Below are 24,451 nucleotides of genomic sequence, written 5' to 3' on the forward strand. Positions count from 1 at the left end.
TGTCCAGATATGCAGGCTTCAAGGCACTTTAACCCTGCATATCTGGACGAAAACTCGGCCCGGGGGCCGTGCCTAGCCCTTGAAATACTCCGAGATGTCTGTCACCAGTTCATCAACGGCGGCCGGGATGGAACCGTGGAAGCCTTTGGGCGAGAGCTCGTACGTGCTGCCGGGGACGGCGGCGTGCAGGCGCTCGGCTGTTGCCTTGTAGTAGCTGGGGCTCTTGCCGCCCGCCATGAAGTGGGTGTTGGCGGGAAGCACGCTGAAGTCCCTGGCATGGTCCGCCTCCTTGTAGGCAGCCCGCAGCTCGCCCACGCCGCTGGGCATGACCTCGCGGAACATCTTGTTGACCTTGGTCCTGGACAGCACGGCCATCAGCCCGGCAAGGACAGGCTCGGGGATCTTGGACATCGCCGAGCCGGCGCTCGTGGCCTTCTTCATGTGGGCCAGGGCATGCCCCACCCTGCCGTTGTTCACGGCGTCCTCGAACCCGTCCAGCCAGCCGGTGTCGATGCTGCCGTCGATATTGACGGCGGGATCGTACACCGCCAGCTTGTCCGGCACATAGGCGGTTCCGGTGAACTCCTGGACGGCGTTCAACGCCACCGAACCGCCCAGGCTGTGGCCCAGGATGTTCCGGGCTCCGGTGGCATCCAGGACGGTGCGGACGTCCGCGATCTCGGTGGCCATGGAGTAGTCGGCGGGCTGCCCGGAGGAGCTGCCGCGGCCCCGGCGGTCGTACACGTCCACGGCCCATCCTTCGCCCAGGCCGTTTGCCAGCGCCTCGGAAAACGGCCGGTAGATCAGGGCAGTCAGGAAGGCGCCCCCGATCACCAGCACGCGGCGCTCTCCCGGCGCATCCTCGGTGCCGTAGCTGTACAAAGCCAGCCGGCCGCCGTCGTGCGTTGGAAGTACCTGTTCTTTCACCACCCCATCCTAGGCGGGACTGCACTGCCGTCCCGGGCGCGCCGGGGACCGGGCGGGTTGCGCCCGGACCCGGCCTACCCGAAATCCCGGTAAACTTGGGGATTGTGACTTCCCAAAACACCCCCGCGCCCAAGAACGCCCCAGAGCCCCTCGACGCCAGCGAGCAGATGCGGATCCGCATGGAGAAGCGGGCCAAACTTCTTGAGCGCGGCGCCGAGGCGTACCCGGTAGGTGTGGAACGGACGCATTCCCTCGCCGAGGTCCGCGAAAAGTACGCCCACCTTGAGGCGGACGACACCACCGGAGACATCGTGGGCGTCACCGGACGCGTCGTCTTTGTCCGCAACACCGGAAAGCTGTGCTTCGCCACCCTCCAGGAGGGCGGAACCGACGGCAAGGGCACCCGGCTGCAGGCTATGCTCAGCCTGGCCAACGTGGGTGAGGAGGCGCTCGCCGACTGGAAAGCGCTGGTAGACCTCGGGGACCACGTGTTCATCAAGGGCGAGGTCATCTCCTCCCGCCGCGGCGAGCTATCGGTCATGGCGGAATCCTGGTCCATGGCCTCCAAGGCCCTCCGCCCGCTGCCGGTGCTGCACGCCGAGCTGAACGAGGAGACCCGCGTCCGCCAGCGCTACGTGGACCTGATGGTCCGCGATGAAGCCCGCGAAATGGTCTACACCCGCGCAGCCATCACCCGCTCCATCCGTGAAACGCTTTTCCGCCACCGCTACGTGGAGGTGGAAACCCCCATCCTGAACCTGGTCCATGGCGGTGCCCTGGCGCGCCCGTTCGAGACCCATATGAACGCCTTCGACCAGAAGATGACCCTGCGCATCGCCACCGAGCTGTACCTTAAGCGCGCCGTGGTGGGCGGAATCGACCGCGTCTACGACATGGGCCGCGTGTTCCGCAACGAGGGCGTGGACTCCACCCACAGCCCCGAGTTCACCACCCTTGAGTGCTACGAGGCGTGGGCGGACCAGTTCGTCATGGCCGAACGCATCAAGGAGATCATCCTCGACGCCGCCGACGCCGTGGGTGCCGGACGCGTCCTCCAGACCGAGGCGGGGGAGATTAACCTCGACGGCGATTGGGCATGGCTTGCCGTCTACCCGGGCCTTTCCGACGCCGTCGGCCAGGAAGTGACGCCGGAGACGCCGCTCGGGGTGCTTCGCGACATCGCCGACAAGCACGAGGTCAAGGTGGACCCGAAGTGGGACGCCGAGAAGCTGGCCGTTGAACTGTTCGGCGAAATCGTGGAACCAACGCTGCTGAACCCCACGTTCGTGTACGACTACCCGCCGTCGGCCCAGCCGCTGGCCCGCCCGCACCGGGAGGACGGCCGGCTGATCGAGGCCTGGGACCTCATCATCGGCGGCATGGAACGCGGCACGGCCTTCTCCGAGCTGATCGACCCCGTCATCCAGCGCGAAAGGCTCACCGAGCAGTCACGCCACGCCGCCGCCGGTGATGACGAGGCAATGCAGCTGGACGAGGACTTCCTGCGGGCGCTGGAGTACGGCGCTCCGCCCATGGGCGGAATCGGCCTGGGCATCGACCGGCTGGTCATGCTGTTCACCGGCGCCGGAATCCGCGAAACCATCCTCTTCCCGCTCCTCAAGCCGGAAGGACACTGACCATGGAATACGTGGCCGTCCTCCTCCCGTCCATTGTGGTGGGCCTGCTTTTCTGGTTCGCCATGAAATCGATCTTCAATGCGGACAAGGCCGAGCGCCAGGCCGAGGCCCAGGCCCAGGCAGAAGCTGAAACCCGGACTGCGGCACCCGTTGACCGGCCTGACCCGGAATCGAATAGATAAACCCCCGGACTTTCTTGCCAATATCCACTGGAACCATTCGGTACTTTGACGCGTTGCCCTAAAAAGAGTCATACTTTTTAGGAAACATCCTGCTTTTCTGAAAACCGAACCCATTCCAAAAGGAAGTCTTTTAAATGGCACAGAAAGTAAACATCATCCTCGTTGATGATCTGGATGGGGGATCCGCAGACGAGAATGTGAAGTTTGGCCTTGACGGGGTCAACTACGAGATTGACCTTTCGGCGTCAAACGCCGCCGAGCTCCGCTCTTCGCTTGAGCGGTTTGTTGGAGCCGCACGGAAATCGTCCGGCGGGGGCCGGGCCGTCCGAAGCAAAGCGGCAGCCAGCGGCCGCAGCCACGATTCTGCCCAAATAAGGCAGTGGGCGCGTGAAAACGGCTACACGGTTAACAGCCGCGGCCGAATTCAGGCCGAAATCCAGGAAGCCTACCAAAAGGCAAATTCCTAGTTCCGCCCAAGGCTCCGGTAAGCCCTGCTTCCCAACAACGGGGAAGCGGGGCTTTTTCCGTTCCCGGACTTAAGGCTGCTTTGCGGCGCGGACCGGCAATTCGGTTTTAACGGCCTCCATGTTTCAAAGGCTTCCGGTGGTGGCGGGTGTCCGTGCCCTGCCCGGCAGGAGTAGCCGGCGGGGCTGTCCGGAAGCCGGCGGGGGCACCCGCGGACGGCCCGCCACCGTATTCCCGAAACCACCACGGTTTCCCCTGTGGCGAACACGCTCCACAACCAGTGGCCAGCCACGTAGCATCAAAGTACGTCGTAGCTAGGAGTGTGGCGAAATGTTTGAGCGATTTACGGACCGTGCCCGTCGCGTAGTTGTGCTTGCCCAAGAAGAGGCACGCATGCTGAACCACAATTACATCGGTACCGAACACATCCTCTTGGGTCTGATCCATGAGGGTGAGGGTGTTGCCGCCAAAGCTCTTGAGTCCTTGAGCATTTCGCTCGACGGCGTTCGCGAGCAGGTGCAGGAGATCATCGGGCAGGGCCAGCAGGCGCCGTCCGGCCACATCCCCTTCACCCCCCGTGCCAAGAAGGTGCTGGAGCTCTCGCTGCGCGAAGCCCTCCAGCTGGGCCATAACTACATCGGCACGGAGCACATCCTGCTGGGCCTCATCCGCGAGGGTGAGGGCGTTGCCGCCCAGGTGCTGGTCAAGCTCGGCGCCGACCTGAACAGGGTCCGCCAGCAGGTCATCCAGCTCCTTTCGGGCTACCAGGGCAAGGAGACCACCGGCGCAGGCGTCGGCTCCGGCCAGCCTGAGGGTGCACCTGCAGGATCCGTCGTCCTGGACCAGTTTGGCCGCAACCTGACCCAGGCTGCGCGCGAAAACAAGCTGGACCCGGTCATCGGGCGCGAGCAGGAGATGGAACGCGTCATGCAGGTCCTCTCCCGCCGTACCAAGAACAACCCGGTCCTGATCGGTGAGCCGGGCGTCGGCAAGACGGCCGTCGTCGAGGGCCTTGCCCAGGCGATTGTCCGCGGCGACGTCCCCGAGACCATCAAGGACAAGCAGCTCTACACCCTGGACCTCGGTTCGCTGGTGGCAGGCTCGCGCTACCGCGGTGACTTCGAAGAGCGCCTGAAGAAGGTCCTCAAGGAAATCCGCACCCGCGGGGACATCATCCTCTTCATCGACGAGATCCACACCCTGGTGGGTGCCGGTGCCGCCGAAGGCGCAATCGATGCTGCCTCCATCCTGAAGCCCATGCTGGCCCGCGGTGAGCTGCAGACCATCGGCGCCACCACGCTGGATGAGTACCGCAAGCACATCGAGAAGGATGCTGCCCTGGAGCGCCGCTTCCAGCCGATCCAGGTCAAGGAACCCTCCGTGGCGCATGCCATCGAGATCCTCAAGGGCCTGCGTGACCGCTACGAGGCGCACCACCGCGTCACCATTACCGACGGCGCCCTTGCCTCTGCTGCCAGCCTCGCCGAGCGCTACATCTCTGACCGCTTCCTGCCGGACAAGGCGATCGACCTGATCGACGAAGCCGGCGCCCGGCTGCGCATCCGCCGCATGACCGCTCCGCCGGAGCTCAAGGCCATGGACGAGCGCATCGCCAAGCTGAAGATGGAAAAGGAGTCCGCGATTGACGCGCAGGACTTCGAAGGTGCAGCCGCGCTCCGCGACAAAGAGCAGAAGATGATCACCGAACGTGCCGAGAAGGAACGCCACTGGAAGTCCGGCGGCATGGACGACATCTCCGAGGTGGATGAGGACCTCATCGCCGAGGTGCTGGCCAACTCCACCGGCATCCCCGTGTTCAAGCTGACCGAGGAAGAATCCTCGCGCCTGCTGAAGATGGAAGACGAACTGCACAAGCGCGTCGTCGGCCAGAACGAGGCCATCAAGGCCCTGTCCCAGGCCATCCGCCGCACCCGTGCAGGGCTCAAGGACCCCAAGCGTCCCGGTGGCTCGTTCATCTTCGCCGGCCCCACCGGCGTCGGCAAGACCGAACTCGCCAAGGCACTCGCGGAGTTCCTGTTCGGTGAAGAGGACGCCCTCATCACGCTGGACATGTCCGAGTACTCCGAGAAGCACACCGTCTCCCGGCTCTTCGGTGCCCCTCCGGGCTACGTTGGCTACGAGGAAGGCGGCCAGCTGACCGAGAAGGTCCGGCGCCGTCCGTTCTCCGTGGTCCTGTTCGACGAAGTGGAAAAGGCCCACGCCGACCTCTTCAACTCGCTGCTCCAGATCCTGGAAGACGGCCGCCTGACCGACTCCCAGGGCCGCGTAGTGGACTTCAAGAACACCGTGATCATCATGACCACCAACCTCGGCACCCGGGACATCTCCAAGAGCGTTGCCACCGGCTTCCAGTCCGGCACCGACACGCAGACCGGCTACAACCGCATGCGTGCCCGTGTGACGGAGGAACTCAAGCAGCACTTCCGCCCCGAGTTCCTGAACCGTGTGGATGACGTTGTGGTGTTCCCGCAGCTCACCCAGGACGAGATCATCGAGATCGTGGACCTCTTCGTCACCCGGCTGGAGAAGCGCCTCAAGGACAAGGACATGGGCATCGAGCTCACGCCCGCCGCCAAGGTGCTCCTCGCAACCCGCGGTTACGACCCCGCCATGGGTGCCCGGCCGCTGCGCCGCACCATCCAGCGCGAGATCGAGGACCAGCTCTCCGAGAAGATCCTCTTCGGCGAGATCCACGCCGGCGACATCGTCGTAGTGGACGTGGAAGGCGAAGGTGACGACGCGAAGTTCACGTTCGCCGGCAACGCCAAGCCACGCATCCCGGAAATCGCTCCGAGCGTCTAGTTTCCACAGCCAATGCCCCGTCACTCCACAAGGAGCGGCGGGGCTTTCGCTTTGCCCTCCGTCCCGTCAAAGCGTTGGCATCCGGCGGTCACCCGTGGGTCAGGTCTCTGCCGCGGTTCTGTCCGGTGCCGGCCATCAGAGATTTCCCGGCGCCTGCTCGTTCCTCGCTTTGACGGCGCCTACATAAATCCCTGATGCCCGGCACCTCGTGCGCGGCGGCACTCAGCGCAGGCGCCGGGGTCATTTGTGTAGCTTGCGTCAAAGCGACGAAGGAGCAGCAAGCGGCAAATGGCGCCGGTGGCGGCGCGTCCCAGCCACATACCGCTCGCGCGGGCACCAAGGTGACGCAGCCACCGCCGCTGGGAGACGCGATGTGCGTCGCCATGCCTGTTTGTGATGTGGGACACGGTCGGGTTGAATCGGGGGCATGGCTAACTTGGAACCGGCGATCCCGGATGAGCAACCTTTGACCCCTTTTCATGATTTGGACCACTACCTGTCCATCCCGCGGGTGAGTGGACTGGCTTTGAGCCCGGACGGCCGGCGCCTGGTCACTACCGTGGCCACGCTGAACGGCAAGGGCACCGAATTCGCCACCGCCCTGTGGGAGTTGGATCCCGCGGGCCAGAAGCAGGCGCGACGGATCACCCGCAGTGCCAAAGGCGAGGCCGGAGCGGCCTTCGCGGCCAGCGGCGATGTCTACTTCACGTCGGCGCGCCCGGACCCGGACAGTCCGGAAGGCGACCCCGTGAACGCGCTGTGGCTGCTCCCTGCGGACGGCGGCGAGGCCCGGGTGGTGCTGAACCGGCCGGGTGGCGTGGGTGCTGTGATGACCGCCAAGGCGGCGGACGCCACGTTCGTTGTCGCGGAGGTCCTGGCGGGGTCGGCGGATGAGGACGACGACGCCGAGCGGCGCAAGTCCCGCAAGGACAACAAAGTTTCCGCCATCCTGCACAGCGAGTACCCGGTCCGCTACTGGGACGCGGACCTGGGTCCGGGCCAGCCCCGCATTTTCGCCGTCGAGCAGGGAACCGACAGGGCACCCGGCAAGCCGGCCACCGTGGACGCCTCGGCGCCACTGGCGCTCCGGAACCTCACGCCCGATGCCGGGCCCAGGCTCCGGGAAGCCGAGACGGCGGTGAGCCCCGACGGCAGGACCATCTACGCGAGCTACACCAGGCCGCTGGCCAAGGCTGACAGCCGCAGCATCCTGGTTGCCGTGGATGTGGCTTCCGGGAGCACCAAGGTGCTTCTGGACGAGGAAGGCATGAGCTACTTCCCTGGGCCCGTCAGCCCGGACGGCAGCACCCTGGCAGTGGTCAGCGAAAGCGACACCACGCCGCACCAAGCGCCGCAGGTCAAGCTCCACCTGCTGGATGTGTCCGGGGCGGACGGCGCTCCCGGCGGCCTTACGCCGCTCGCCCACGACTGGGACAGGTGGCCGAAGCCTGCGGCCTGGCTTCCTGACGGCTCCGCTATCCTGGCCACCGCGGACGACGACGGCGCGTCGCCGGTTTTCCGGATCAGCGTCCCCGCCGCGTCGGCTCACGTTGGCGTCACCCGGGTGACGGAGGACGCCGCGGCCTATACCGACGTCGTGGTTTCCCCGGACGGTCGCAGCGCCTACGCGCTCCGGAGCTCGTATGAGTTCCCGCCCGAACCTGTCCGCATCGACCTGCAGACCGGCGAGACCACGCGGCTGCCCGCCCCCGCTGAGCGGCCGGTCCGCCCCGGCAGGCTGGAACGCATTGCGGCGACGGCGGCTGACGGGTCCCGCGTCCCGGCCTACCTGGCGCTGCCGGAAGGCGCAGCGGCGGAGTCCCCGGCGCCGATGCTGCTGTGGATCCACGGCGGGCCGCTCGGGTCATGGAACGCCTGGACCTGGCGCTGGAACCCCTGGCTGCTGACGGCCAAGGGCTACGCGGTGCTGCTGCCCGACCCGGCACTGTCCACCGGCTACGGCCAGGCCCACATCCAGCGCGGCTGGGGGACATGGGGCAAGGCCCCGTTCACCGACCTCATGGCGGTGACCGACGCCGCCGTCGAACGCCCTGACATCGACGCCGGCCGCACCGCTGCGATGGGCGGCTCCTTTGGCGGCTACATGGCCAACTGGGTGGCAGGACAGACGGACCGGTTCAAAGCCATCGTGACCCACGCCAGCCTGTGGGCCCTTGACCAGTTCGGTCCCACCACCGACGCCTCGCAGTACTGGCTGAAGGAAATGACCGAAGAGATGGCGCTGGAGAACTCGCCGCACCTCCACGTGGAAAACATCAGCACGCCCATGTTGGTGATCCACGGGGACAAAGACTACCGGGTGCCAATCGGCGAGGGGCTGCGCCTCTGGTACGAACTGTTGTCCAAATCAAAACTGGCCGCGGACCAGGACGGGCGGACCCCGCACCGCTTCCTGTACTTCCCCGACGAGAACCACTGGGTGCTCCAGCCGCAGCATGCCAAAGTCTGGTACCAGGTGGTGGAATCGTTCCTGGCAAAAAATGTCCTGGACCAGGAGCTGCCCCTGCCGCCTGAACTCGGGCTCTAGATTGGTTGGCGCCGTACCAGGGCCGGCACTGTTCCCCGAGCGCAGCCGTCACGCCTCGTAGGATGGCTCTGTGACTGAGTCCTTCCATATCCGCCCTGCCCGCACCAGCGATGTCTCCGCCATCAAGAAACTGGTGGCGCCGCTGGCAGACCAGCGGATTCTGATGGCCAAGGAAACGGTGGCCTACTACGAAAGCTTGCAGGAGTTCCGCATCGCAGAGTCCAGCGACGGCGAGGTGATCGGCTGCGGAGCGCTGCATGTGATGTGGGAGGACCTCGCTGAAGTCCGCACCCTGGCCACGTCCGAGGACTGGCGCGGCAAAGGGGTGGGGCACGTGCTGGTGGAAAGCCTGCTCGAGGAAGCGCGTGCCGTGGGGGTGGCGCGCGTCTTCTGCCTGACTTTCGAGGTGGAGTTTTTCAAGCGCCACGGCTTCGAGGTGATGGCTGACCAGTCCGCAGTGGATCCCGTGGTGTACTCCGAGCTCCTGCGCTCCCATGACGAGGGCGTGGCTGAGTTCCTAGACCTCGCCAGGGTCAAACCCAACACCCTTGGCAACACCCGGATGATCCGGGCGCTCTAGGATCGAACCCAAAAACCAGCTGCAGCCCCCTGACCTGCGCATACTTGTTTTATTCGAATTGATGGATAAACTTTGTGTGGCCGGGTTGGGGGGCCCACAGGAAAGGGACAGTCATTGGGGGCTGTCCCTTTTCTGCGTCCAGGTCCGGACCGCCGGGCGGCTTCAAGGAACCTACCGCTGCCGGGCCTGCCGGTAGTAGGGTCAAGGTGACATTCTCCAGGAAGCAGAGCCAGGAGCACCGCCATGAAAAAACTCATCAATGACCCCCGGGCCGTCGTCGAAGAATCCGTACAGGGCTTCGGCATGGCCTACCCCAATCTGGTTACCGTCAGCACAGACCCCACCTTCATCACCCGCAAGGACGCGCCGGTGGGCGGCAAGGTGGGGCTGGTCTCCGGAGGAGGCAGCGGGCATGAACCGCTGCACGCAGGCTATGTGGGGGTGGGAATGCTCGACGCCGCCGTGCCGGGGGCGGTGTTCACCTCACCGACGCCGGACCAGATCCTTCCGGCGACCCTCGCGGCCAACTCAGGGGCCGGCGTCGTCCACATCGTGAAGAACTACACTGGCGACGTCCTGAACTTCGAAACGGCAGCCGAACTCGCGGAGGCTGAGGGCGTCAGCGTCCGCACGGTCCTGGTCAACGACGACGTCGCCGTTGAGGACTCGCTGTATACGGCCGGCCGCCGCGGCGTGGGCGGAACTGTGCTGGTGGAGAAAATTGCCGGCGCGGCCGCGGAGAGGGGCGATGGCCTCGAGGCGGTGGCTGCGGTGGGTGAACGCGTCAATGCAAATGTCCGCACCATGGGTGTGGCGCTGTCCGCATGCACCGTCCCGCACGCAGGCACGCCAAGCTTCGACCTTGCCGAGGACGAGATCGAGATCGGCATCGGCATCCACGGCGAGCCTGGCCGGCACCGGATCCCCATGGAGAACGCGGACGGCATCACCGACCGCCTGCTGGAACCTGTCCTGGCCGACCTGGGAGTCACATCCGGGGACAGGGTTCTCCTGTTCGTCAACGGCATGGGCGGCACGCCGCTGAGTGAGCTGTACATCGTCTTCCGGCGGGCGGCGCAGGTCCTGGCGGACCACGGCGCAACGGTGGAACGTTCACTGGTGGGCAACTACATCACCGCGCTGGAAATGCAGGGGTGCTCCATCTCGGTCCTGAGGCTGGATGATGAGCTCACGGAACTGTGGGACGCGCCGGTGCACACGGCAGCCCTTCGCTGGGGCGTGTAGCGGTGGGGCTTGATGTTACCTGGGCCGTTAAGTGGCTGACCCTCTCCGCCCAGGCCATGGCCGAGCACCGGGTGGAGCTGATCGAACTCGACAGGGCAATCGGGGATTCGGACCACGGGGAAAACATGGACCGGGGCTTCCAGGCTGTCCTGGACAAGCTGGCTGAGGCCCCGCCGCAGACCCCCGGGGCCGCCCTGAAGCTGACAGCCATGACCCTGATGTCAAAGGTCGGCGGGGCCGCCGGGCCGCTCTATGGCACCGCCTTCCTCCGGGCCGCAACATCCCTCGGGGACGCGCCGGACATCGATCCCGCAGCCTGGGCAGGCGCCCTTGCCGCAGCCCGGGACGGCATCGTGGCACGCGGGAAGGCAGAGTCCGGAGACAAGACGATGGTGGATGCGTGGACGCCGGCCGTGGAAGCCGCCCGGAAGGCCGCGACGGACGGCAACGGCGATGTCCTCACCGTCCTGGTGGCGGCGGCCGAGGCTGCCGAAGCTGGCGCCGTTGCCACTGATCCCATGGTGGCGCGGAAGGGCCGCGCAAGCTACCTGGGGGAGCGCAGCGCGGGGCACCGGGACCCCGGTGCGGCCTCGTCCGCCCTGATTCTCCGCGCAGCCGTGGGGGCCGCTGCGTGACCGTGAGCATCGTGGTGGTTTCCCACAGTGAGAAAATTGCCGACGGCGCCGCGGAGCTTGCCGCGCAAATGGCGCCCGACGTCCTGGTCCTCACCGCCGGGGGCACCACCGACGGAAGGATCGGCACCAGCCTGGAGAAAGTCCTGGCCGCGCTGGACAAGGCGGACAGCGGCGGCACAGTGATCCTCACTGACCTGGGGTCGGCCGTGATGACGGCCGAATCCGCGCTCGAGTTCGCCGAGAACCCGGAAACCATGGTGCTGGCGGATGCCCCGCTGGTGGAAGGGCTGGTGGCAGCCGCGGTAGCAGCGCAGGGCGGTGCGGACATGCACGCGGTCAAACGGGCGGCGGAATCCGTGGGCGGTCCCGCCCGCCATCCGGAGGACGCCCCGCTGAAGATGGTCGGTGAAGGCTCCGCCACCGGAAAGGGTCCGGACTTCACCGGCGACTTTGAGCTGGTAAACCAGGCCGGGATGCACGCCCGCCCCGCCGCGAAGATTGCGGGCGGACTGTCCGCGCTGGATGCGGAGGTGACGGTCAACGGGGTGGACGGGGCGTCCATGACGGGCCTGATGACCCTCGGTGCCGGCAAGGGGTCCGTGCTGCATGTGGAAGCCTGGGGCGCCGACGCGGAACGGGCCGTGAACTACGTGGGCGGACTGGTGCAGGCAGGATTTGGCGAGCCGTAGGCCTCGTTTGGGTAACCGGCGGTGTGTTCCCGGGGTAGCGGCCCTTCCTGCGAATAAGCTCGATGCCATGGAACGGCCCCAGCTCGAAGACAGCCCCGCGGAAATTGAAGTACTGGAAGGGCAGACGTCCGTCGAGGAACTGCTGGCTGATCTTGGGTTCGAATGGCGGCACAGCACTCCGGCGCAGGATGCCGGATCCGCCCCCGCAGGGGACGACGCCTTCGGGCAGCCGGCGCTGTTCTGACCCAACCCGGCACTGCGCCACGCGTCGCCTGAACCAGCCTGGCCTCCAAGGGTCAGTCCTGCTGGCGCAGGCCTTCGGCATCGAGTATTACAGCTGCGGTGATGAAGCGGCCGCACTGCTCGCCGAACGGATAGTCTCCGCGCGGACGGAACTCGACGCTGCGCACGGGCAGTGCCGTCCCGTCCGGTGCGGTTCCCGATGCTGTTACTGCCATGGGGGATTCGGTGAGGGCCTGCAGCATCAGCACCCCGTCTTTGCTGCCGTTCGGAGAGGCCGTGGCGGAACAAACGCCGTCGGTGCAGCCCTGGTCGATGGATGAGCTGCCCGGGCGGAGCTCCACATCGTCCTCCCTGCAGGTGCCTTCCTGGCAGGCTTTCAGGTGCAGGCCAGCGACCTGCTCCGCGTAGCTGGCCGGGATCATTACCGAGACTGCGGTGGCCTGGGCGATCGCCGGGCAGGGAACCGCGCCGGGACCCGGACCGCAGGCCGTGGCGAGTCCCGCCGTCGTGATCAAAGCCAAAAGCAGCCCTTGCCTGCGCATACTTCAGGGTAGGGCGCCGTGGCCGGGGCGTCCCGGGCCCAACCCAACTGATGCCCGCATCGTTATGGCCGGCGCAGCAGTGACTGCCAAACGGTAACTGGCGCAATCAGGGGCCGCGTCAGTCCACAGGGAAGATACTGATGAACCACAGTGAGGCAAGGGCGAAAACGGCGAAGAAGGGGACAACGCACCCCAGCGTGGACCGGGGCTTGGAGGAAACCTGCCGGGACTCGTTGGGATTGGCGGGGTTGTAGGCCACCTCAAGGGGCGCACCCGGCACCGGCTGGCTTGCGAAGGGGACCTCTGACTCGCCGGCAAACAACGTTCCGTGCGGATCCGTGAACTGGTACATCGGAAAGTAGCGCCGGCTGCGGCTGGACCCGCCGCCTCCGTTGGTCCACCCCGCCACGCTGCCCGTGACGGTGGCCTGCACTTTGGGCCATGACGCGGCCTGCTGCTCTTCGCTTTTCGTGGTGCGCACAGCACGGACCACCGCGAACGCCGCGGCGATGACGAACAGCACCCATACGATGTACAGGATCATCTTCATGGTTCCCCCTTGTTCCCGTCACCTGAAAGTATGCCACCCAGCGCATATTTTCCCTGCCCCCGCCCGTGCCCGGTGCTCAGGCAGGAAGCCGGTAGCCGCCGTCGTACATCTCCGCCAGGCCGTCGGCAAGCAGGCCGGCCAGCGCCCGTTCCAGCTGTTCCGGTGCGGAATTGAGTCGGTGCAGGGCGGCCAGTGGCACGGCCATTCCCTCCGGAGCAAAGCCCAGGTCGGCCGGTTCCCGGAAGAACACGTCCGGCGGCACCGGCGTTTCTGCCAGCCGCAGTATGGCAACCACGGCACCGCGGACCTGCCTGTCCGTGCCGTGCCAGGCCTGCCCCTTGGGAACATACGACGGCGGCGGCTCGCCTGCCGCGCGCCAGGCACAGAGGTCGCTGACCGGGCAGGCGGCGCACTTTGGTGCCCGGGCGGTGCATACGAGCGCCCCCAGTTCCATCACCGCAGCGTTCCACCGCACGGAAGAACCATCGTCGGCCGGAAGGAGCGACGCGGCCAGGCGCATCTCCGCCGTGGTCAACGCCGGAGCCGGAAGCGCGGTACCGGAAACCAGGCGTGCATGGACCCGCCTGATATTGGTGTCCACCACGGTCTCGCGCCGGCCATATGCAAAGGCAGCCACGGCGGCGGCCGTGTAGCTGCCCACCCCGGGAAGCGCCAGCAGTTCCGGGTACGTGTCCGGGACCTTGCCGTTATGGTCCCTGGTAATCGCCGCGGCTGCAGCGTGCAGCCGGAGCGCCCGCCGCGGATATCCCAGCCGCCCCCACGAGCGCACCGCTTCCCCTGCGGGTTCGCCAGCCAGGGCCGCCGGGGTGGGCCAGCGTTTCAGCCATTCGTGCCACACCGGCAGCACCCGGACAACGGGCGTCTGCTGGAGCATGATCTCGCTGACAAGGATGCCCCAGGGCGAACACGCGGGCTCACGCCAGGGCAGGTCGCGGGCAGTTTCGCTGAACCAGCCGTTGATACGTTCGTGCAGCAGATCAAGGCCGGCCACGGTGCCGGCAGTGCATGCAGGACCCAGAGGATCGGCAGGGCGCGGAGAAACGGCGGTAGAGGATTCGGTGTCGATGCCAACACTGTAATGGATGTGTCCGGGCGGGCCGAAACGGGATGTGACCAGAGCGTCTGCGGCGCGGCGGCGTGGTGGGTGAACAGAAACGGGCCTGTTCTCTAGCCTAGGAGGATGGGCAGGCAAGGCGAATCATCACCACATGGCAGGGTACCGGGATCCGGTTCCAGTGCCCTCCGCAAGCCGAGCGCGGCAGTTTACCGCCGCCGTCGGCTGTTCCTGGGCGGTGCACTCCTGTTGATCATTGCGCTGGTCAGCAGCTTCGCCGTGGCCGGCGCCTTCGGCGGCAAGTCGGAACAGGCTTCGTCCACGGGGGCGACGGCATCTGCAGAACCTGCGGCCGGGGCTTCACCTTCGCCGTCGGCGTCCGAACCTGCGGCGACGCCCACCCCGTCCGCCACGCCCGGCTGCAACCAGAACCTGGTGACTGTTTCCGCGTCCACTGATAAGGCGGCCTACGGCCCCGGCGAAAATCCCATGCTGACGCTCAAGGTGACCAACGGCGGCACCATGCCCTGCGAAGTCAACATCGGAACATCGCAGATGGAGTTCCTGGTGACCAGCGGCGCGGACCGGATCTTCTCCTCCCGGGACTGCCAGGCAAAGAGCGAGGACCTGGTGAAGGTCATTGCGCCGGGAGCCAGCGAGACGGCTAACTTCCCCTGGTCCCGCAACCGGAGCGTGGAGGGCTGCCAGCCCATTGAGGCCAAGCCGGGCGGCGGCGGGGCGTACTACATTTTCACGGCGAAGCTCGGGTCCAAAGCAAGCCCCAAGGCTGTCTTCCAGCTGAACTAGCATCCGCTGCTCCATAAATGCCGTTTTCAGCCTCCATAACGACGGTTACGGAGCAATCGATGGGGCTAGAGGAAGCGGTCCAGGAGGCTTGCTTCCGCCATCCGGCTCAGGCCCTCCCGGACGGTGCGGGCGCGCTGGTCGCCAATGCCGTCGACGGTCATCAGGTCATCGATCGTGGCGGCCATCAGGAACTGCAGCCCGCCGAAGTGGTCCACCAGGCGGTCAGCGACAGCCTTTGGAACTGCCTTCAACCCGGACAGCAGGCGGTAGCCGCGCGGCTGCACGACGGCGTCGAGGTTGGCCTCGCCGCCCGCGAACCCGACAATTCCGGAAATCTTCCCTAGGTCGATCAGCTCCGTGGGGCCAAGGCTGACCAGCGCGCTGACGGCGTTCTCGATGTCCTCCGGGGTGGCGTCCGGAGCCCCGTAATCGCGGATGATGACGTCGCTGCCGGGGCCCCGGCCAACGGTGAGCTCATCGAGCTGCAGGGAGAGGAGGCGGCCGTCTTCGCCCAGTTCCAGGACGTACTGGGCAATTTCCTCGGAAATCCGGCGGACCATTTCCTGCCGCTGCAGCGTCACGGCGACATCCCGTACGGTCACCATGGCTTCGATTTCCAGGGCCGAGAGTGAGCTGGTGACCTGGTCCAGGCGTGAGCGGTAGCGCTCCAGCGTTGCGAGGGCCTGGTTGGCGCGGGCAAGGACTTTCTCCGAGCCCTCCAGGACGTGCCGCAGGCCGTTGACGTACAGGGCGATGATCTGCATGGACTGGCTCACTGAAATGACCGGCACGCCGGTCTGGATGGCAACGCGCTCGGCTGTGCGGTGCCGGGTGCCCGACTCCTGGGTTTCAATGCTCGAGTCGGGGACAAGCTGGACGGCGGCGCGGAGGATGTTGCCGGCGTCCTTGTCGCAAATAATGGCGCCGTCCATTTTGGCGAGTTCGCGGAGCCGGGTGGGGGAGAAGTCGATGCCGATGTCGAAGCCGCCGGAGCAGATGGAGTCAATGGTCCGGTCCGAGCCAAGGACGATCAGCGCGCCGGTGCGGCCCCTCAGGATCCGCTCAAGGCCGTCACGAAGGGGAGTTCCGGGAGCCACCCTGCCCAGTGTTGCCCTGAGCGATTCTTCGGGGCTCCGCGCCATAGTGTTCCCTTCAAAGGTGCGGACCGCGGCCCGCAGGATTGCCGGCTTCAGCAGGTTGCCGGCAGGACCAGAAAATGCTCTGTTTCCCGCAAGCTCAATGATAGGGGCAAGGAACCGCGTCTTCCGTACGGGCAAGCCCTAAAGTGCCTCATTAGGGAGTGCGGGAACAGGGCTCCGGAACGCGTCCGACGACGGATGGCTGGGCGGGCATTTTTGGTGCCACTGCGGGAGGGGTTGGGCAGGCGGATTGATCCGGCTGCCCTAGGCCGGGTTCCAAAGTGGAGTCAGCGTCCTGGTGTTGCTGTCCCAGAGGCGGGCTTCCGTGCAGCGGCCAGCCAGGCGCAGGTCAAGCAGGTCCATCGCACTCCCGAGCTGGTGCGCGGGGACGCGGCGGGCAAGGGTCACATGGGGTGTCCAGGCATCCGGCCGGGTCAGCGGCAGGGCCCCGGAAATGCCTTCATGCAGGACGCGGTGCAGTTCAAGGAGCTGGCGGGTCACCACCACGGAGCGGGCAAGGACATACGTTCCGGTCCGCGCGGGGAAGATATGGACGCCGGAAAAGCTGATGTCCAGCGGCAGCCCCTCCCAGGGATCCTCCAGGGCGTCCGGCACATTCATGTCCGCGCCGGCTGCAAGGGTGATGTGTGGACTGTTGCTGGGCGAGGTATGTCCTGCCAGGCTTGGGATTCCGGCTTCCGCGAGCCTTGCCCAGTCAGCCCTGATTGCGGAATCAAGGGAATCCGCGAAGGTCAGTTCAATGCTCTGCATCCACCCATCATGCCGCCCAGCCAGCCAGCCAGCTCAGTCCGGCCAAGTCAGTCCGGCCGGCCCTCCGGCCGGCACGCTCCGGCCAGCCCTAAGGCTGCGCCCGGACTGCGCGCCGACTGCGCACCGGCTGCGGGAACCGCGTCAGCGCATTCGTTGCCGCAGCATCCGCTCCAGGTCTTTGCTGACTTTCGTGAGCGACGCCGCCCTGAGCGCTTTTTGCTCGGCCGCAGTCTGGATTCCCCGCCGGCGGTGCTCGGCTGCCGGGCGGGCCGGATCAGGGGCTCCGGCCGCGGCCAGTCCCGAGGCCAGGGGGTCGAAGAAGAGGTTGCCGGAAAAGGAGACGCCCTGCACCGTTCAGGTCCTTTCCGCGCGGCAGGGGGAACCGTCCCGCGCCGCGTTGTCTTTGGTCATCATGCGGCCACGCTAGCGGGATGTCGTTTCACGGCCTTGAACGTCCGGTTTCGCGGGTGTTAAGCGGCGCCCGCAGCCGGTTTGCTGCCCTGCGATAAACTGGAACTTGGCTGTTTGCCAGCCCGTTTCCCCCGGCCCCAACGCCGCAGTGCCTCATCAGGCAGCGCCCGGGTAGTCCCAACCGCAGCGAAAGTAGCACCGTGTCCCAAGATGTCCTGACCCCCGCCCGGATCTCCGGTATTCACAAAGAGGCCGGCCGCCGCAGGACCTTTGCTGTCATCTCCCACCCTGACGCAGGCAAGTCCACCCTGACCGAAGCTCTCGCTTTGCACGCTAAGGTGATCGGCACGGCAGGCGCCTCCAGCGGCAAGGCCAACCGCAAGGAAACCGTGTCCGACTGGATGCAGATGGAAAAGGACCGCGGCATTTCCATCAGCTCGGCGGCGCTCCAGTTCTCCTACCGGGACACCGTCATCAACCTGCTGGACACACCCGGCCACGCCGATTTCTCCGAGGACACCTACCGGGTGCTGGCCGCCGTCGACTGCGCCGTGATGCTCGTGGACGCCGCCAAGGGCCTGGAAACGCAGACCATGAAGCTGTTCGAGGTCTGCAAGCAGCGCAACCTGCCCATCATCACCGTCATCAACAAGTGGGACCGGCCCGGCCTGGACGCACTGGCCCTGATGGACGAAATCACCGAACGCACCGGCCTGCAGCCCATGCCGCTGACCTGGGCCGTGGGCATCTCCGGTGACTTCCGCGGCGTCTGGGACCTCCGCAACGACCGCTTCGCCCGGTTCCAGCGCAACAACGCCGGTGCGCAGATCGCCCTCACCGAATACTTCACCCCCGAGGAAGCTGCGGAGAGCCAGGGCAGCAACTGGACGGACGCCGTGGACGAGGCAGGACTGGTGATCGAATCCAACCTGGAGTTCGACGTCGAGGCCTTCCACGCCGGCAAGGCCACCCCCATCCTGTTCAGCTCCGCCGCGCTCAACTTCGGCGTCAAGGAACTGCTGGACGCGCTGGTGGATTTTGCTCCGCCGGCAGCCCCCCGTCCGGACGTTGACGGCAACCCCCGCCCGGTGGAATCCCCGTTCTCCGGCTTCGTCTTCAAGGTGCAGGCCGGCATGAACAAGGCCCACCGCGACCATGTGGCCTTCATCCGCGTCTGCTCCGGCGTCTTTGAGCGCGGCATGGTGGTCACGCAGACCCGGACGGGCAAGTCCTTTGCCACCAAGTACGCCCAGCAGGTGTTCGGCCGGGAACGCGAAGTCATTGACGAGGCCTACCCCGGCGACGTCGTGGGGCTGGTCAACGCGTCCTCCCTGCGTGTGGGAGACAGCCTCTTCCTCGAGGGGCCGGTGGAGTATCCCGCCATCCCGCTGTTCGCTCCCGAGCACTTCCAGGTGGCCCGTTCCAAGGACCCCAGCAAGTTCAAGCAGTTCCGCCGCGGTATCGAGCAGCTCGAACACGAGGGCGTCATCCAGGTGCTCCGCTCGGACGTCCGCGGCGACCAGGCTCCGGTGCTTGCCGCCGTCGGCCCCATGCAGTTCGAGGTGGTGGAGGACCGCATGGCGCACGACTTCAGCGCCCCCATGCGGCTGGAACGCCTGCCCTACTCCCTGGCAAGGATCTCGACAGCGGAGGCCATGCCGGCGCTCGCCAACGTCATCGGCGCCGAGGTGCTTTTGCGGTCCGACGGCGAGTACCTCGCCCTGTTCAACGACGTCTGGGCCCTGCGCCGCATTGAGAAGAACCACCCGGACCTCACCCTCGTGCCCATCGGCACCCACAACCCCGCAAAGTAGGAACCGTGAACGCAGGCCCAAACAGCGCAGTTCAGCCCCGCGCCATCATCACAGGCGCCGGAACCATCAATCCGGTAGGTTCCACCGTGTCCGAGACCTGGGCCGGCCTGGTGGCGGGCAAATCCGGCATCGCAGCGCTTGAGGACGACTGGACCGGCCAGCTGCCGGTAAAGATTGCCGGCCAGGTTACCGCAGACCTCTCGGAGCACCTGAGCACCCGCGAGATGAAGCGCATGGACCGTTGCGGGCAGCTCGCGCTGATCGCAGCACGTGAGGCCTGGGCCCAGGCCGGCGCCCCGGAGGTGGATCCGGAGCGTTTTGCCGTGGTGATCGGCTCCGCGTACGGCGGGCTGGGTTCCACGCTGGAGCAGGACCGGACGCTGGCAGCTTCAGGCCCGCGCAAGGTTTCGCCGCATACACTGACCCGCCTGATGGTCAACGGGCCGGCCGCCTGGGTGTCGATCGACCTCGGTGCCCGCGGTGGCGCCCGGACGCCGGTCAGCGCGTGTGCCTCCGGGGCTGAAGCAATTGTCCAGGCAGCCGAGATGATCCGCTCCGGTGCCGCCGACGTCGTTATTGCCGGCGGTGTTGACGCCTCCGTCAACGACCTGGTGATCACGGGCTTCTCCCAGATCCGCGCACTGTCCACCCGCAACGATGACCCGCAGCGTGCATCGCGCCCGTTCGACGGCGGCCGCGACGGCTTTGTCCTCGCCGAGGGCGCCGCCGTGGTGGTACTTGAGAGCGAAGAGCACGCCCGTGCGCGCGGCGCCGGGGTGCTGGGGGCCGTTGCCGGCGGAGCGGTAACCTCCGACGCCAACGACATCGTGGCAGCCGATCCCGCCATGCAGCGGCGGGTCATGCAGAAGGCCCTCGAATCCGCCGGCCTGGCTGCCGGGGACATCGGCTTTGTCCACGCCCACGCCACGTCCACCCCGGTGGGGGACAAGCTTGAAGGCCAGGCCATCAACGCAATTTTCGGCCCTGAGGTTCCGGTGACGTCCACAAAGGGTCACACCGGCCACCTCCTGGGCGGCGCGGGCGCGCTGGCCGCCGTCGTGGTTGTTGAAGCCCTGCGGACAGGCGTGCTTCCCGGCACCCTCAACGTCCAGGAAGTGGACCCCGAGGTGGACCTCAACGTTGTTACCGAGGATGCCCACCGCCTCCAGCCGGGTTACAGCCCGGCCGGGCTGGTGAACGCCTTCGGTTTCGGCGGGCACAGCGTTGCCCTGGTCATCACCCGCTCTTAGCTCCTGCGCCCCCGGATGTTGTGCGCCCCGGACGCCGGAACAGTGCCCCGACGCTGGGACGCTACGGCGTCCCGGCTGCGTTCCGGCGTGCCGGCGCCACCCGCATGCCGGCCAGGAACAGTGGTAATGCGCTTTGAATCTCACAGCGAGTACATTTGCACCCGCATGTGGACAACACACCCGGGCGCTCACGGGTGCAAGGACCAGTAGCGGGTGCCACCCTACTAGGGGTCAGCGCGGACATGGCGGACAAGGGCATCCAGGACCGGCAGCTGGCCCTTCACGAGCTTGAGCCCGGCTTCGGATTCGGGGAACCAGCGGGCGTCGTCAATTTCCGGGTAGTGCCGGATCTGGCCTGATCCCCTGGGCCACTCCAGCGGGAACGTGTTGCTGGAAATGGTTTCCGGTTGGAAGTCCTGCTCGGCGGTGAAGACGGTGATGACCTTGCCGGAGGGCTGGCGGAATTCGCCAAGGTGGAGGTAGTCGGCGGTTGGTGCTGGGGTGCCCATCTCCTCGGCGAACTCGCGCAGTGCCGCGGCCAGCGGATCCTCGCCCTCCGTGTATTCGCCCTTGGGGATGGACCAGGCGTGGGCGTCCTTGCGGGCCCAGAACGGCCCTCCCATGTGGGCGATCCACACCTCGAGCCCGTCCAGGCTCTCCGGCATGCGGTCCCGGGATGCCCCCTCGACGCCGTTGGGTGCGGCCAGCCTGTAGAGCAGGATCCCTGCACTGCGAACGGGCACTTGTCCTCCTGTAGCTGGAATTTTCACGCACGAACTGAAGCTGCCGTCCAACGTTAACCCGCAGTTCACGGCGCTGCTTTAGGTTATTCCTTCAGGCACTCTGCTCGAAGGGACCCGTCATGGCCAGTATTGCCGAGGTGTTGGGACATCTGACGCCGGAAGAACTTGATGAGCTGCACAGCCTTGGTCCGCAGGGCCACTTGCCGCGGCACCTGGTTGACGCCCTGGACCGGGCGGCCGGCGGTCCGGGTTCCGGCCGCGGCTACTACGTGCCCACGGGCAACGTGAACGCAACCGGAGGGCCGCTCCTGGTGCTGCGCAGTGATGTGTCAGGTTGGCTTCAGGGCTCCCGCCGCGACGATCCCGATTCCTTGCCGCGCCACAACGGCTGACAAACGCAGCACAGGCACGGACATCAGGGGCGCATAGCGGCCACCAGTCGCCGCCAGTGTCACCCGCGAATAAACAGGCATGAGACAAACAGGCGTTGCCGGCCAATCAGAAAGCCGCTAGCCAATCAGCAGGCTCAAAGCCTCGGTAAGGTGCTCCACTTCCCGCACGGAAAACCCGGCCGGTATGGGCCCCGGCCCGGCGTGGCTGGCGGGTACCACAGCGTGCGTGAACCCGAGCCGGTGGGCCTCCTGGATGCGCTGGTTGATGCCCGGCACCGGCCTCACCTCACCGGCCAGGCCCACCTCGCCGAAAGCGATCAGCCGGATGGGAAGCGGCTTGCGCGCCTTCGCCGATGCCACGGCAAGGGCAACCGCCAGGTCCGTGGCCGGTTCGCTGAGCTTCACGCCGCCCACAGTGGCTACATAGGAATCATCCTTGTGCAGCAGCGTTCCCGCGCGCTGCTGCAGGACGGCCAGCAGCATGGAAACGCGCGAAGAATCCAGTCCGCTGGTGGCCCGCCGCGGCTGGGAGTTGGGGCTCTCCGCCAGCAGGGATTGGACCTCGGCCAGCAGCGGACGCCGGCCTTCCATGGTGACCGTGATGCAGGTGCCGGAGACAGGTTCCTTGGTGCGGCTGACAAAGAGCCCGCTGGGATCGGCCAGGCCCTGGATGCCGTCCTCGTTCAGGTCGAAGCAGCCGACATCGTCCGTGGGTCCGTAGCGGTTCTTGACCGCACGGAGCAGCCGGAGCCGCGAATGCCGCTCGCCCTCGAACTGGCACACCACGTCCACCAGGTGTTCCAGCAGCCGCGGCCCGGCAATGGAGCCGTCCTTGGTCACGTGGCCCACCAGCAGGGTGGTCATGTTCCGCCGCTTTGCGGCCGCGATGATGGATGCTGCCACTTCGCGGACCTGCGAGACGCCCCCGGCGCTGCCGTCAACGTCGGCGCTGCTGAGGGTCTGCACCGAGTCCACGATCAGCAGCCGCGGCTCAATCTTCTCCACCTGCCCCAAGGCCTGGCCCAGGTCCGTTTCGGCGGAGAGGTACAGCGATTCCGCCACGGCGTCGATCCGCTCGGCGCGGAGCTTCACCTGGGCCGCGGATTCCTCACCCGTCACGTAGAGCACGTCCTGAGCGGTCCGCGCGAACTTGGCCGCGACGTCCAGCAGCAGGGTTGACTTGCCCACGCCGGGTTCACCGGCCAGCAGGATGACGGCACCCGGTACCAGTCCGCCGCCCAGCACCCGGTCCAGTTCATCGACGCCCGTAGGCAGGAACGCTGCCGTGGTGGCGTCCACCTCGGCAATACGGCGGGCTGGCTCCAGAACTGTAGTGGCCGCCGTCGTACGCGCAACGGCAGCGCCGGTCTCCTCAACCGTTCCCCACGCCTGGCACTCGCCGCACCGGCCCACCCACTTGACCGTGGTCCAGCCGCATTCAGCACATTTGTAGGCGGGCGCTTTGGAGGCCCGGGAAGTCTTTGTTGCCATGGGTTCCACCCTAGCGGCGGGCACTGACAATCACCGCCCGGTGGTCATCGCGGGCTAACTGCGCGCTCGAGAGAGCGCTCTCTTGACAGTGATCCGCGCCACGCCTACAGTTGAGGAACTTGCCAGAGAGCGCTCTCTCAGCGCCGGAAGTTCCCACAAAGGAGTGACGTTGAAATTCGTACGCCGACACACAGCGACCGCCATCGCGGGCGTGGCAGCCATCGCCATGATGGCCACCGGCTGCAGCAGCAGTTCGGAACAAGCAGCAAGCGCTGACAATCCCGTTGAGCTCACGGTCACCACCTTCGGGACCTTCGGCTATGACGATCTCTACGCCGAATACGAGGAGGCCAATCCCGGCGTCAAGGTCAAGGCCACCAATATTGACCGCGGGTCCAATGCCCGCACCGACGCCTTCACCAAGCTCGCCGCCGGTTCCGGCCTGAGCGACGTCGTGGCCATCGAGGAAGGCTGGCTGGGCTCCATCATGGAGGTTTCGGACCAGTTCGTGGACCTGAACGAGCACGGTGCAGCGGATCTCAAGGACAACTGGGTGGACTGGAAGTTCCAGCAGGGCACCGACCCGGACGGCCGCGTTATTGGCTACGGAACGGACATCGGCCCCCAGGGCCTCTGCTATAACGGCAAGCTTTTCGAGGCCGCCGGATTGCCCAGCGACCGGGAATCAGTGGCGAAGCTCTTCGGCGGCGAGGACGCGACCTGGGAAACCTACTTCAAACTCGGTGAACAGTACAAGGCAGCCACCGGCAAAGCCTGGTACGACCAGTCCGGATTCGTCTGGAACTCCATGGTGAACCAGATGGAAGAGGGCTACTACACCAAGGACGGGGAGCTGAACGTCGACGGAAACTCGGAGATGAAGTCCAAGTTCGAGATGCTTGCCGCCGGCACGGCTGCCGGTCTCTCAGCGAACCAGACCCAGTGGGACTGGGGCAACGGCAAGGCCTTTGTTGACGGCTCCTTCGCCACCTTCGTCTGCCCGGGCTGGATGCTCGGCACCATCAAGGGCCAGCTGGAATCAGCGGGCGGCGGCACGGAAAGCGGCTGGGACTTCGCCGACGTCTTCCCCGGCGGAGCCTCCAACTGGGGCGGAGCTTTCCTCTCCGTGCCCAAGACCTCAAAGCACCAGGCCGAGGCCGCAAAGCTCGCAGCCTGGCTCACGGCACCCGAACAGCAGGTCAAGCAGTCAGCTGCCGCCAACAACTTCCCCAGCACGCTGAAGGCTCAGGAGAAGCTGGTGGCAGATGCCGCCCCCAACGTTGTCTTCAACAACGCCCCCACCGGCGTCATCCTCGCCAACCGGGCCAAGGGCGTAGTGGCGCAGTTCAAGGGACCGGACGATTCGGTGATCCAGGAAAACGTCTTCGGCCCGGCGCTGAAGATGCTTGACGCCGGCACCGCTGACGCAGACAAGGCCTGGTCCGAAGCGCTGACCCTCCTCAACGACCTGGTCGTAAACAACTAGCACCAC

The 24,451-nt window shown here is 66.3% G+C and carries 24 protein-coding genes; 15 read left to right on the forward strand and 9 right to left on the reverse strand.

Annotated elements, in window-relative coordinates:
- Positions 1-72 precede the first annotated feature (72 nt).
- Complete coding sequence (locus ACIQF4_RS12245; RefSeq protein ID WP_350001270.1) at positions 73-927, reverse strand: alpha/beta hydrolase; 855 nt, start codon at positions 925-927, stop codon at positions 73-75.
- Between the two features lie 104 nt (positions 928-1,031).
- Here ACIQF4_RS12245 and lysS point away from each other — a divergent pair, with 104 nt between their 5' ends.
- The 10 genes from lysS to ACIQF4_RS12295 all read left to right on the forward strand — a co-directional run bounded on the left by lysS (position 1,032) and on the right by ACIQF4_RS12295 (position 11,975).
- On the forward strand, positions 1,032-2,564 hold the full coding sequence (gene lysS / locus ACIQF4_RS12250; protein WP_400515819.1) for a lysine--tRNA ligase: 1,533 nt from the start codon (positions 1,032-1,034) through the stop codon (positions 2,562-2,564).
- Between the two features lie 2 nt (positions 2,565-2,566).
- Positions 2,567-2,746, forward strand: a complete 180-nt coding sequence (locus ACIQF4_RS12255; RefSeq protein ID WP_066273147.1) for a hypothetical protein — start codon at positions 2,567-2,569, stop codon at positions 2,744-2,746.
- Positions 2,747-2,880: 134 nt separating this feature from the next.
- Positions 2,881-3,213 (forward strand): Lsr2 family protein, encoded by a 333-nt coding sequence (locus tag ACIQF4_RS12260; protein WP_350001266.1) that lies wholly within the window; start codon positions 2,881-2,883, stop codon positions 3,211-3,213.
- Positions 3,214-3,541: 328 nt separating this feature from the next.
- Entirely contained in the window at positions 3,542-6,034 is a 2,493-nt protein-coding gene (locus ACIQF4_RS12265) for an ATP-dependent Clp protease ATP-binding subunit (RefSeq protein WP_104185679.1), read from the forward strand.
- 427 nt (positions 6,035-6,461) lie between these two features.
- Positions 6,462-8,582: an alpha/beta fold hydrolase gene (locus ACIQF4_RS12270; protein ID WP_400515820.1), complete on the forward strand. Its 2,121-nt coding sequence runs from the start codon at positions 6,462-6,464 to the stop codon at positions 8,580-8,582.
- Between the two features lie 70 nt (positions 8,583-8,652).
- Positions 8,653-9,162 carry an amino-acid N-acetyltransferase gene (locus ACIQF4_RS12275; protein WP_400515821.1) on the forward strand — a complete coding sequence of 170 codons (510 nt, stop codon included), beginning with the start codon at positions 8,653-8,655 and terminating at the stop codon, positions 9,160-9,162.
- A 243-nt stretch (positions 9,163-9,405) separates the two neighbouring features.
- Positions 9,406-10,407, forward strand: coding sequence for a dihydroxyacetone kinase subunit DhaK (dhaK, locus tag ACIQF4_RS12280; RefSeq protein WP_400515822.1), 1,002 nt, complete (start codon positions 9,406-9,408; stop codon positions 10,405-10,407).
- A 2-nt stretch (positions 10,408-10,409) separates the two neighbouring features.
- Positions 10,410-11,042 (forward strand): dihydroxyacetone kinase subunit DhaL, encoded by a 633-nt coding sequence (gene dhaL / locus ACIQF4_RS12285; RefSeq protein ID WP_400515823.1) that lies wholly within the window; start codon positions 10,410-10,412, stop codon positions 11,040-11,042.
- Positions 11,039-11,731: a dihydroxyacetone kinase phosphoryl donor subunit DhaM gene (gene dhaM, locus ACIQF4_RS12290; RefSeq protein ID WP_400515824.1), complete on the forward strand. Its 693-nt coding sequence runs from the start codon at positions 11,039-11,041 to the stop codon at positions 11,729-11,731. The genes dhaL and dhaM overlap by 4 nt, the downstream gene beginning before the upstream one ends.
- A 67-nt stretch (positions 11,732-11,798) precedes the next feature.
- Positions 11,799-11,975 carry a hypothetical protein gene (locus ACIQF4_RS12295; RefSeq protein WP_400515825.1) on the forward strand — a complete coding sequence of 59 codons (177 nt, stop codon included), beginning with the start codon at positions 11,799-11,801 and terminating at the stop codon, positions 11,973-11,975.
- A gap of 52 nt (positions 11,976-12,027) precedes the next feature.
- On the opposite strand, the gene ACIQF4_RS12300 is transcribed toward ACIQF4_RS12295, so the two are convergent.
- The 3 genes from ACIQF4_RS12300 to ACIQF4_RS12310 form a co-directional block, all read right to left on the reverse strand.
- Positions 12,028-12,516 carry a hypothetical protein gene (locus ACIQF4_RS12300; RefSeq protein WP_400515826.1) on the reverse strand — a complete coding sequence of 163 codons (489 nt, stop codon included), beginning with the start codon at positions 12,514-12,516 and terminating at the stop codon, positions 12,028-12,030.
- A 118-nt stretch (positions 12,517-12,634) separates the two neighbouring features.
- Positions 12,635-13,066: a DUF3592 domain-containing protein gene (locus ACIQF4_RS12305; RefSeq protein WP_400515827.1), complete on the reverse strand. Its 432-nt coding sequence runs from the start codon at positions 13,064-13,066 to the stop codon at positions 12,635-12,637.
- A gap of 76 nt (positions 13,067-13,142) precedes the next feature.
- The gene (locus ACIQF4_RS12310) at positions 13,143-14,078 is read right to left on the reverse strand and encodes an A/G-specific adenine glycosylase (RefSeq protein ID WP_400515828.1); all 936 of its coding nucleotides are present in this window, start codon (positions 14,076-14,078) and stop codon (positions 13,143-13,145) included.
- 189 nt (positions 14,079-14,267) lie between these two features.
- Here ACIQF4_RS12310 and ACIQF4_RS12315 point away from each other — a divergent pair, with 189 nt between their 5' ends.
- Complete coding sequence (locus tag ACIQF4_RS12315) at positions 14,268-14,948, forward strand: hypothetical protein (RefSeq protein WP_400515829.1); 681 nt, start codon at positions 14,268-14,270, stop codon at positions 14,946-14,948.
- Positions 14,949-15,013: 65 nt separating this feature from the next.
- Here ACIQF4_RS12315 and disA read toward each other — a convergent pair whose 3' ends face one another.
- The 3 genes from disA to ACIQF4_RS12330 all read right to left on the reverse strand — a co-directional run bounded on the left by disA (position 15,014) and on the right by ACIQF4_RS12330 (position 17,209).
- Positions 15,014-16,090, reverse strand: a complete 1,077-nt coding sequence (gene disA, locus ACIQF4_RS12320; protein WP_066280172.1) for a DNA integrity scanning diadenylate cyclase DisA — start codon at positions 16,088-16,090, stop codon at positions 15,014-15,016.
- A gap of 261 nt (positions 16,091-16,351) precedes the next feature.
- Positions 16,352-16,858: a 2'-5' RNA ligase family protein gene (locus tag ACIQF4_RS12325; protein WP_400515830.1), complete on the reverse strand. Its 507-nt coding sequence runs from the start codon at positions 16,856-16,858 to the stop codon at positions 16,352-16,354.
- Between the two features lie 141 nt (positions 16,859-16,999).
- On the reverse strand, positions 17,000-17,209 hold the full coding sequence (locus tag ACIQF4_RS12330) for a hypothetical protein (RefSeq protein ID WP_400515831.1): 210 nt from the start codon (positions 17,207-17,209) through the stop codon (positions 17,000-17,002).
- 260 nt (positions 17,210-17,469) lie between these two features.
- Between ACIQF4_RS12330 and ACIQF4_RS12335 the strand changes: the two genes are divergently transcribed.
- Together ACIQF4_RS12335 and ACIQF4_RS12340 are read left to right on the forward strand one after the other, a co-directional pair.
- Complete coding sequence (locus ACIQF4_RS12335; protein ID WP_231455777.1) at positions 17,470-19,083, forward strand: peptide chain release factor 3; 1,614 nt, start codon at positions 17,470-17,472, stop codon at positions 19,081-19,083.
- 5 nt (positions 19,084-19,088) lie between these two features.
- A complete protein-coding gene (locus ACIQF4_RS12340; RefSeq protein WP_400515832.1) occupies positions 19,089-20,333 on the forward strand; it encodes a beta-ketoacyl-[acyl-carrier-protein] synthase family protein in 1,245 nt (414 codons plus the stop codon).
- 224 nt (positions 20,334-20,557) lie between these two features.
- On the opposite strand, the gene ACIQF4_RS12345 is transcribed toward ACIQF4_RS12340, so the two are convergent.
- Positions 20,558-21,076, reverse strand: coding sequence for an NUDIX domain-containing protein (locus ACIQF4_RS12345; RefSeq protein WP_400515833.1), 519 nt, complete (start codon positions 21,074-21,076; stop codon positions 20,558-20,560).
- A 119-nt stretch (positions 21,077-21,195) separates the two neighbouring features.
- Here ACIQF4_RS12345 and ACIQF4_RS12350 point away from each other — a divergent pair, with 119 nt between their 5' ends.
- Positions 21,196-21,468, forward strand: coding sequence for a hypothetical protein (locus ACIQF4_RS12350; RefSeq protein WP_231455781.1), 273 nt, complete (start codon positions 21,196-21,198; stop codon positions 21,466-21,468).
- 117 nt (positions 21,469-21,585) lie between these two features.
- Here the strand turns inward: ACIQF4_RS12350 and radA are convergent, their stop codons facing one another.
- A complete protein-coding gene (radA, locus tag ACIQF4_RS12355) occupies positions 21,586-22,959 on the reverse strand; it encodes a DNA repair protein RadA (RefSeq protein ID WP_104185665.1) in 1,374 nt (457 codons plus the stop codon).
- A 226-nt stretch (positions 22,960-23,185) separates the two neighbouring features.
- Here radA and ACIQF4_RS12360 point away from each other — a divergent pair, with 226 nt between their 5' ends.
- Positions 23,186-24,445, forward strand: coding sequence for an ABC transporter substrate-binding protein (locus tag ACIQF4_RS12360; RefSeq protein ID WP_400515935.1), 1,260 nt, complete (start codon positions 23,186-23,188; stop codon positions 24,443-24,445).
- Positions 24,446-24,451 lie beyond the last annotated feature (6 nt).

The sequence above is a fragment of the Pseudarthrobacter sp. NPDC092202 genome, assembly GCF_044755505.1.
Classification (GTDB): Bacteria; Actinomycetota; Actinomycetes; order Actinomycetales; family Micrococcaceae; genus Arthrobacter.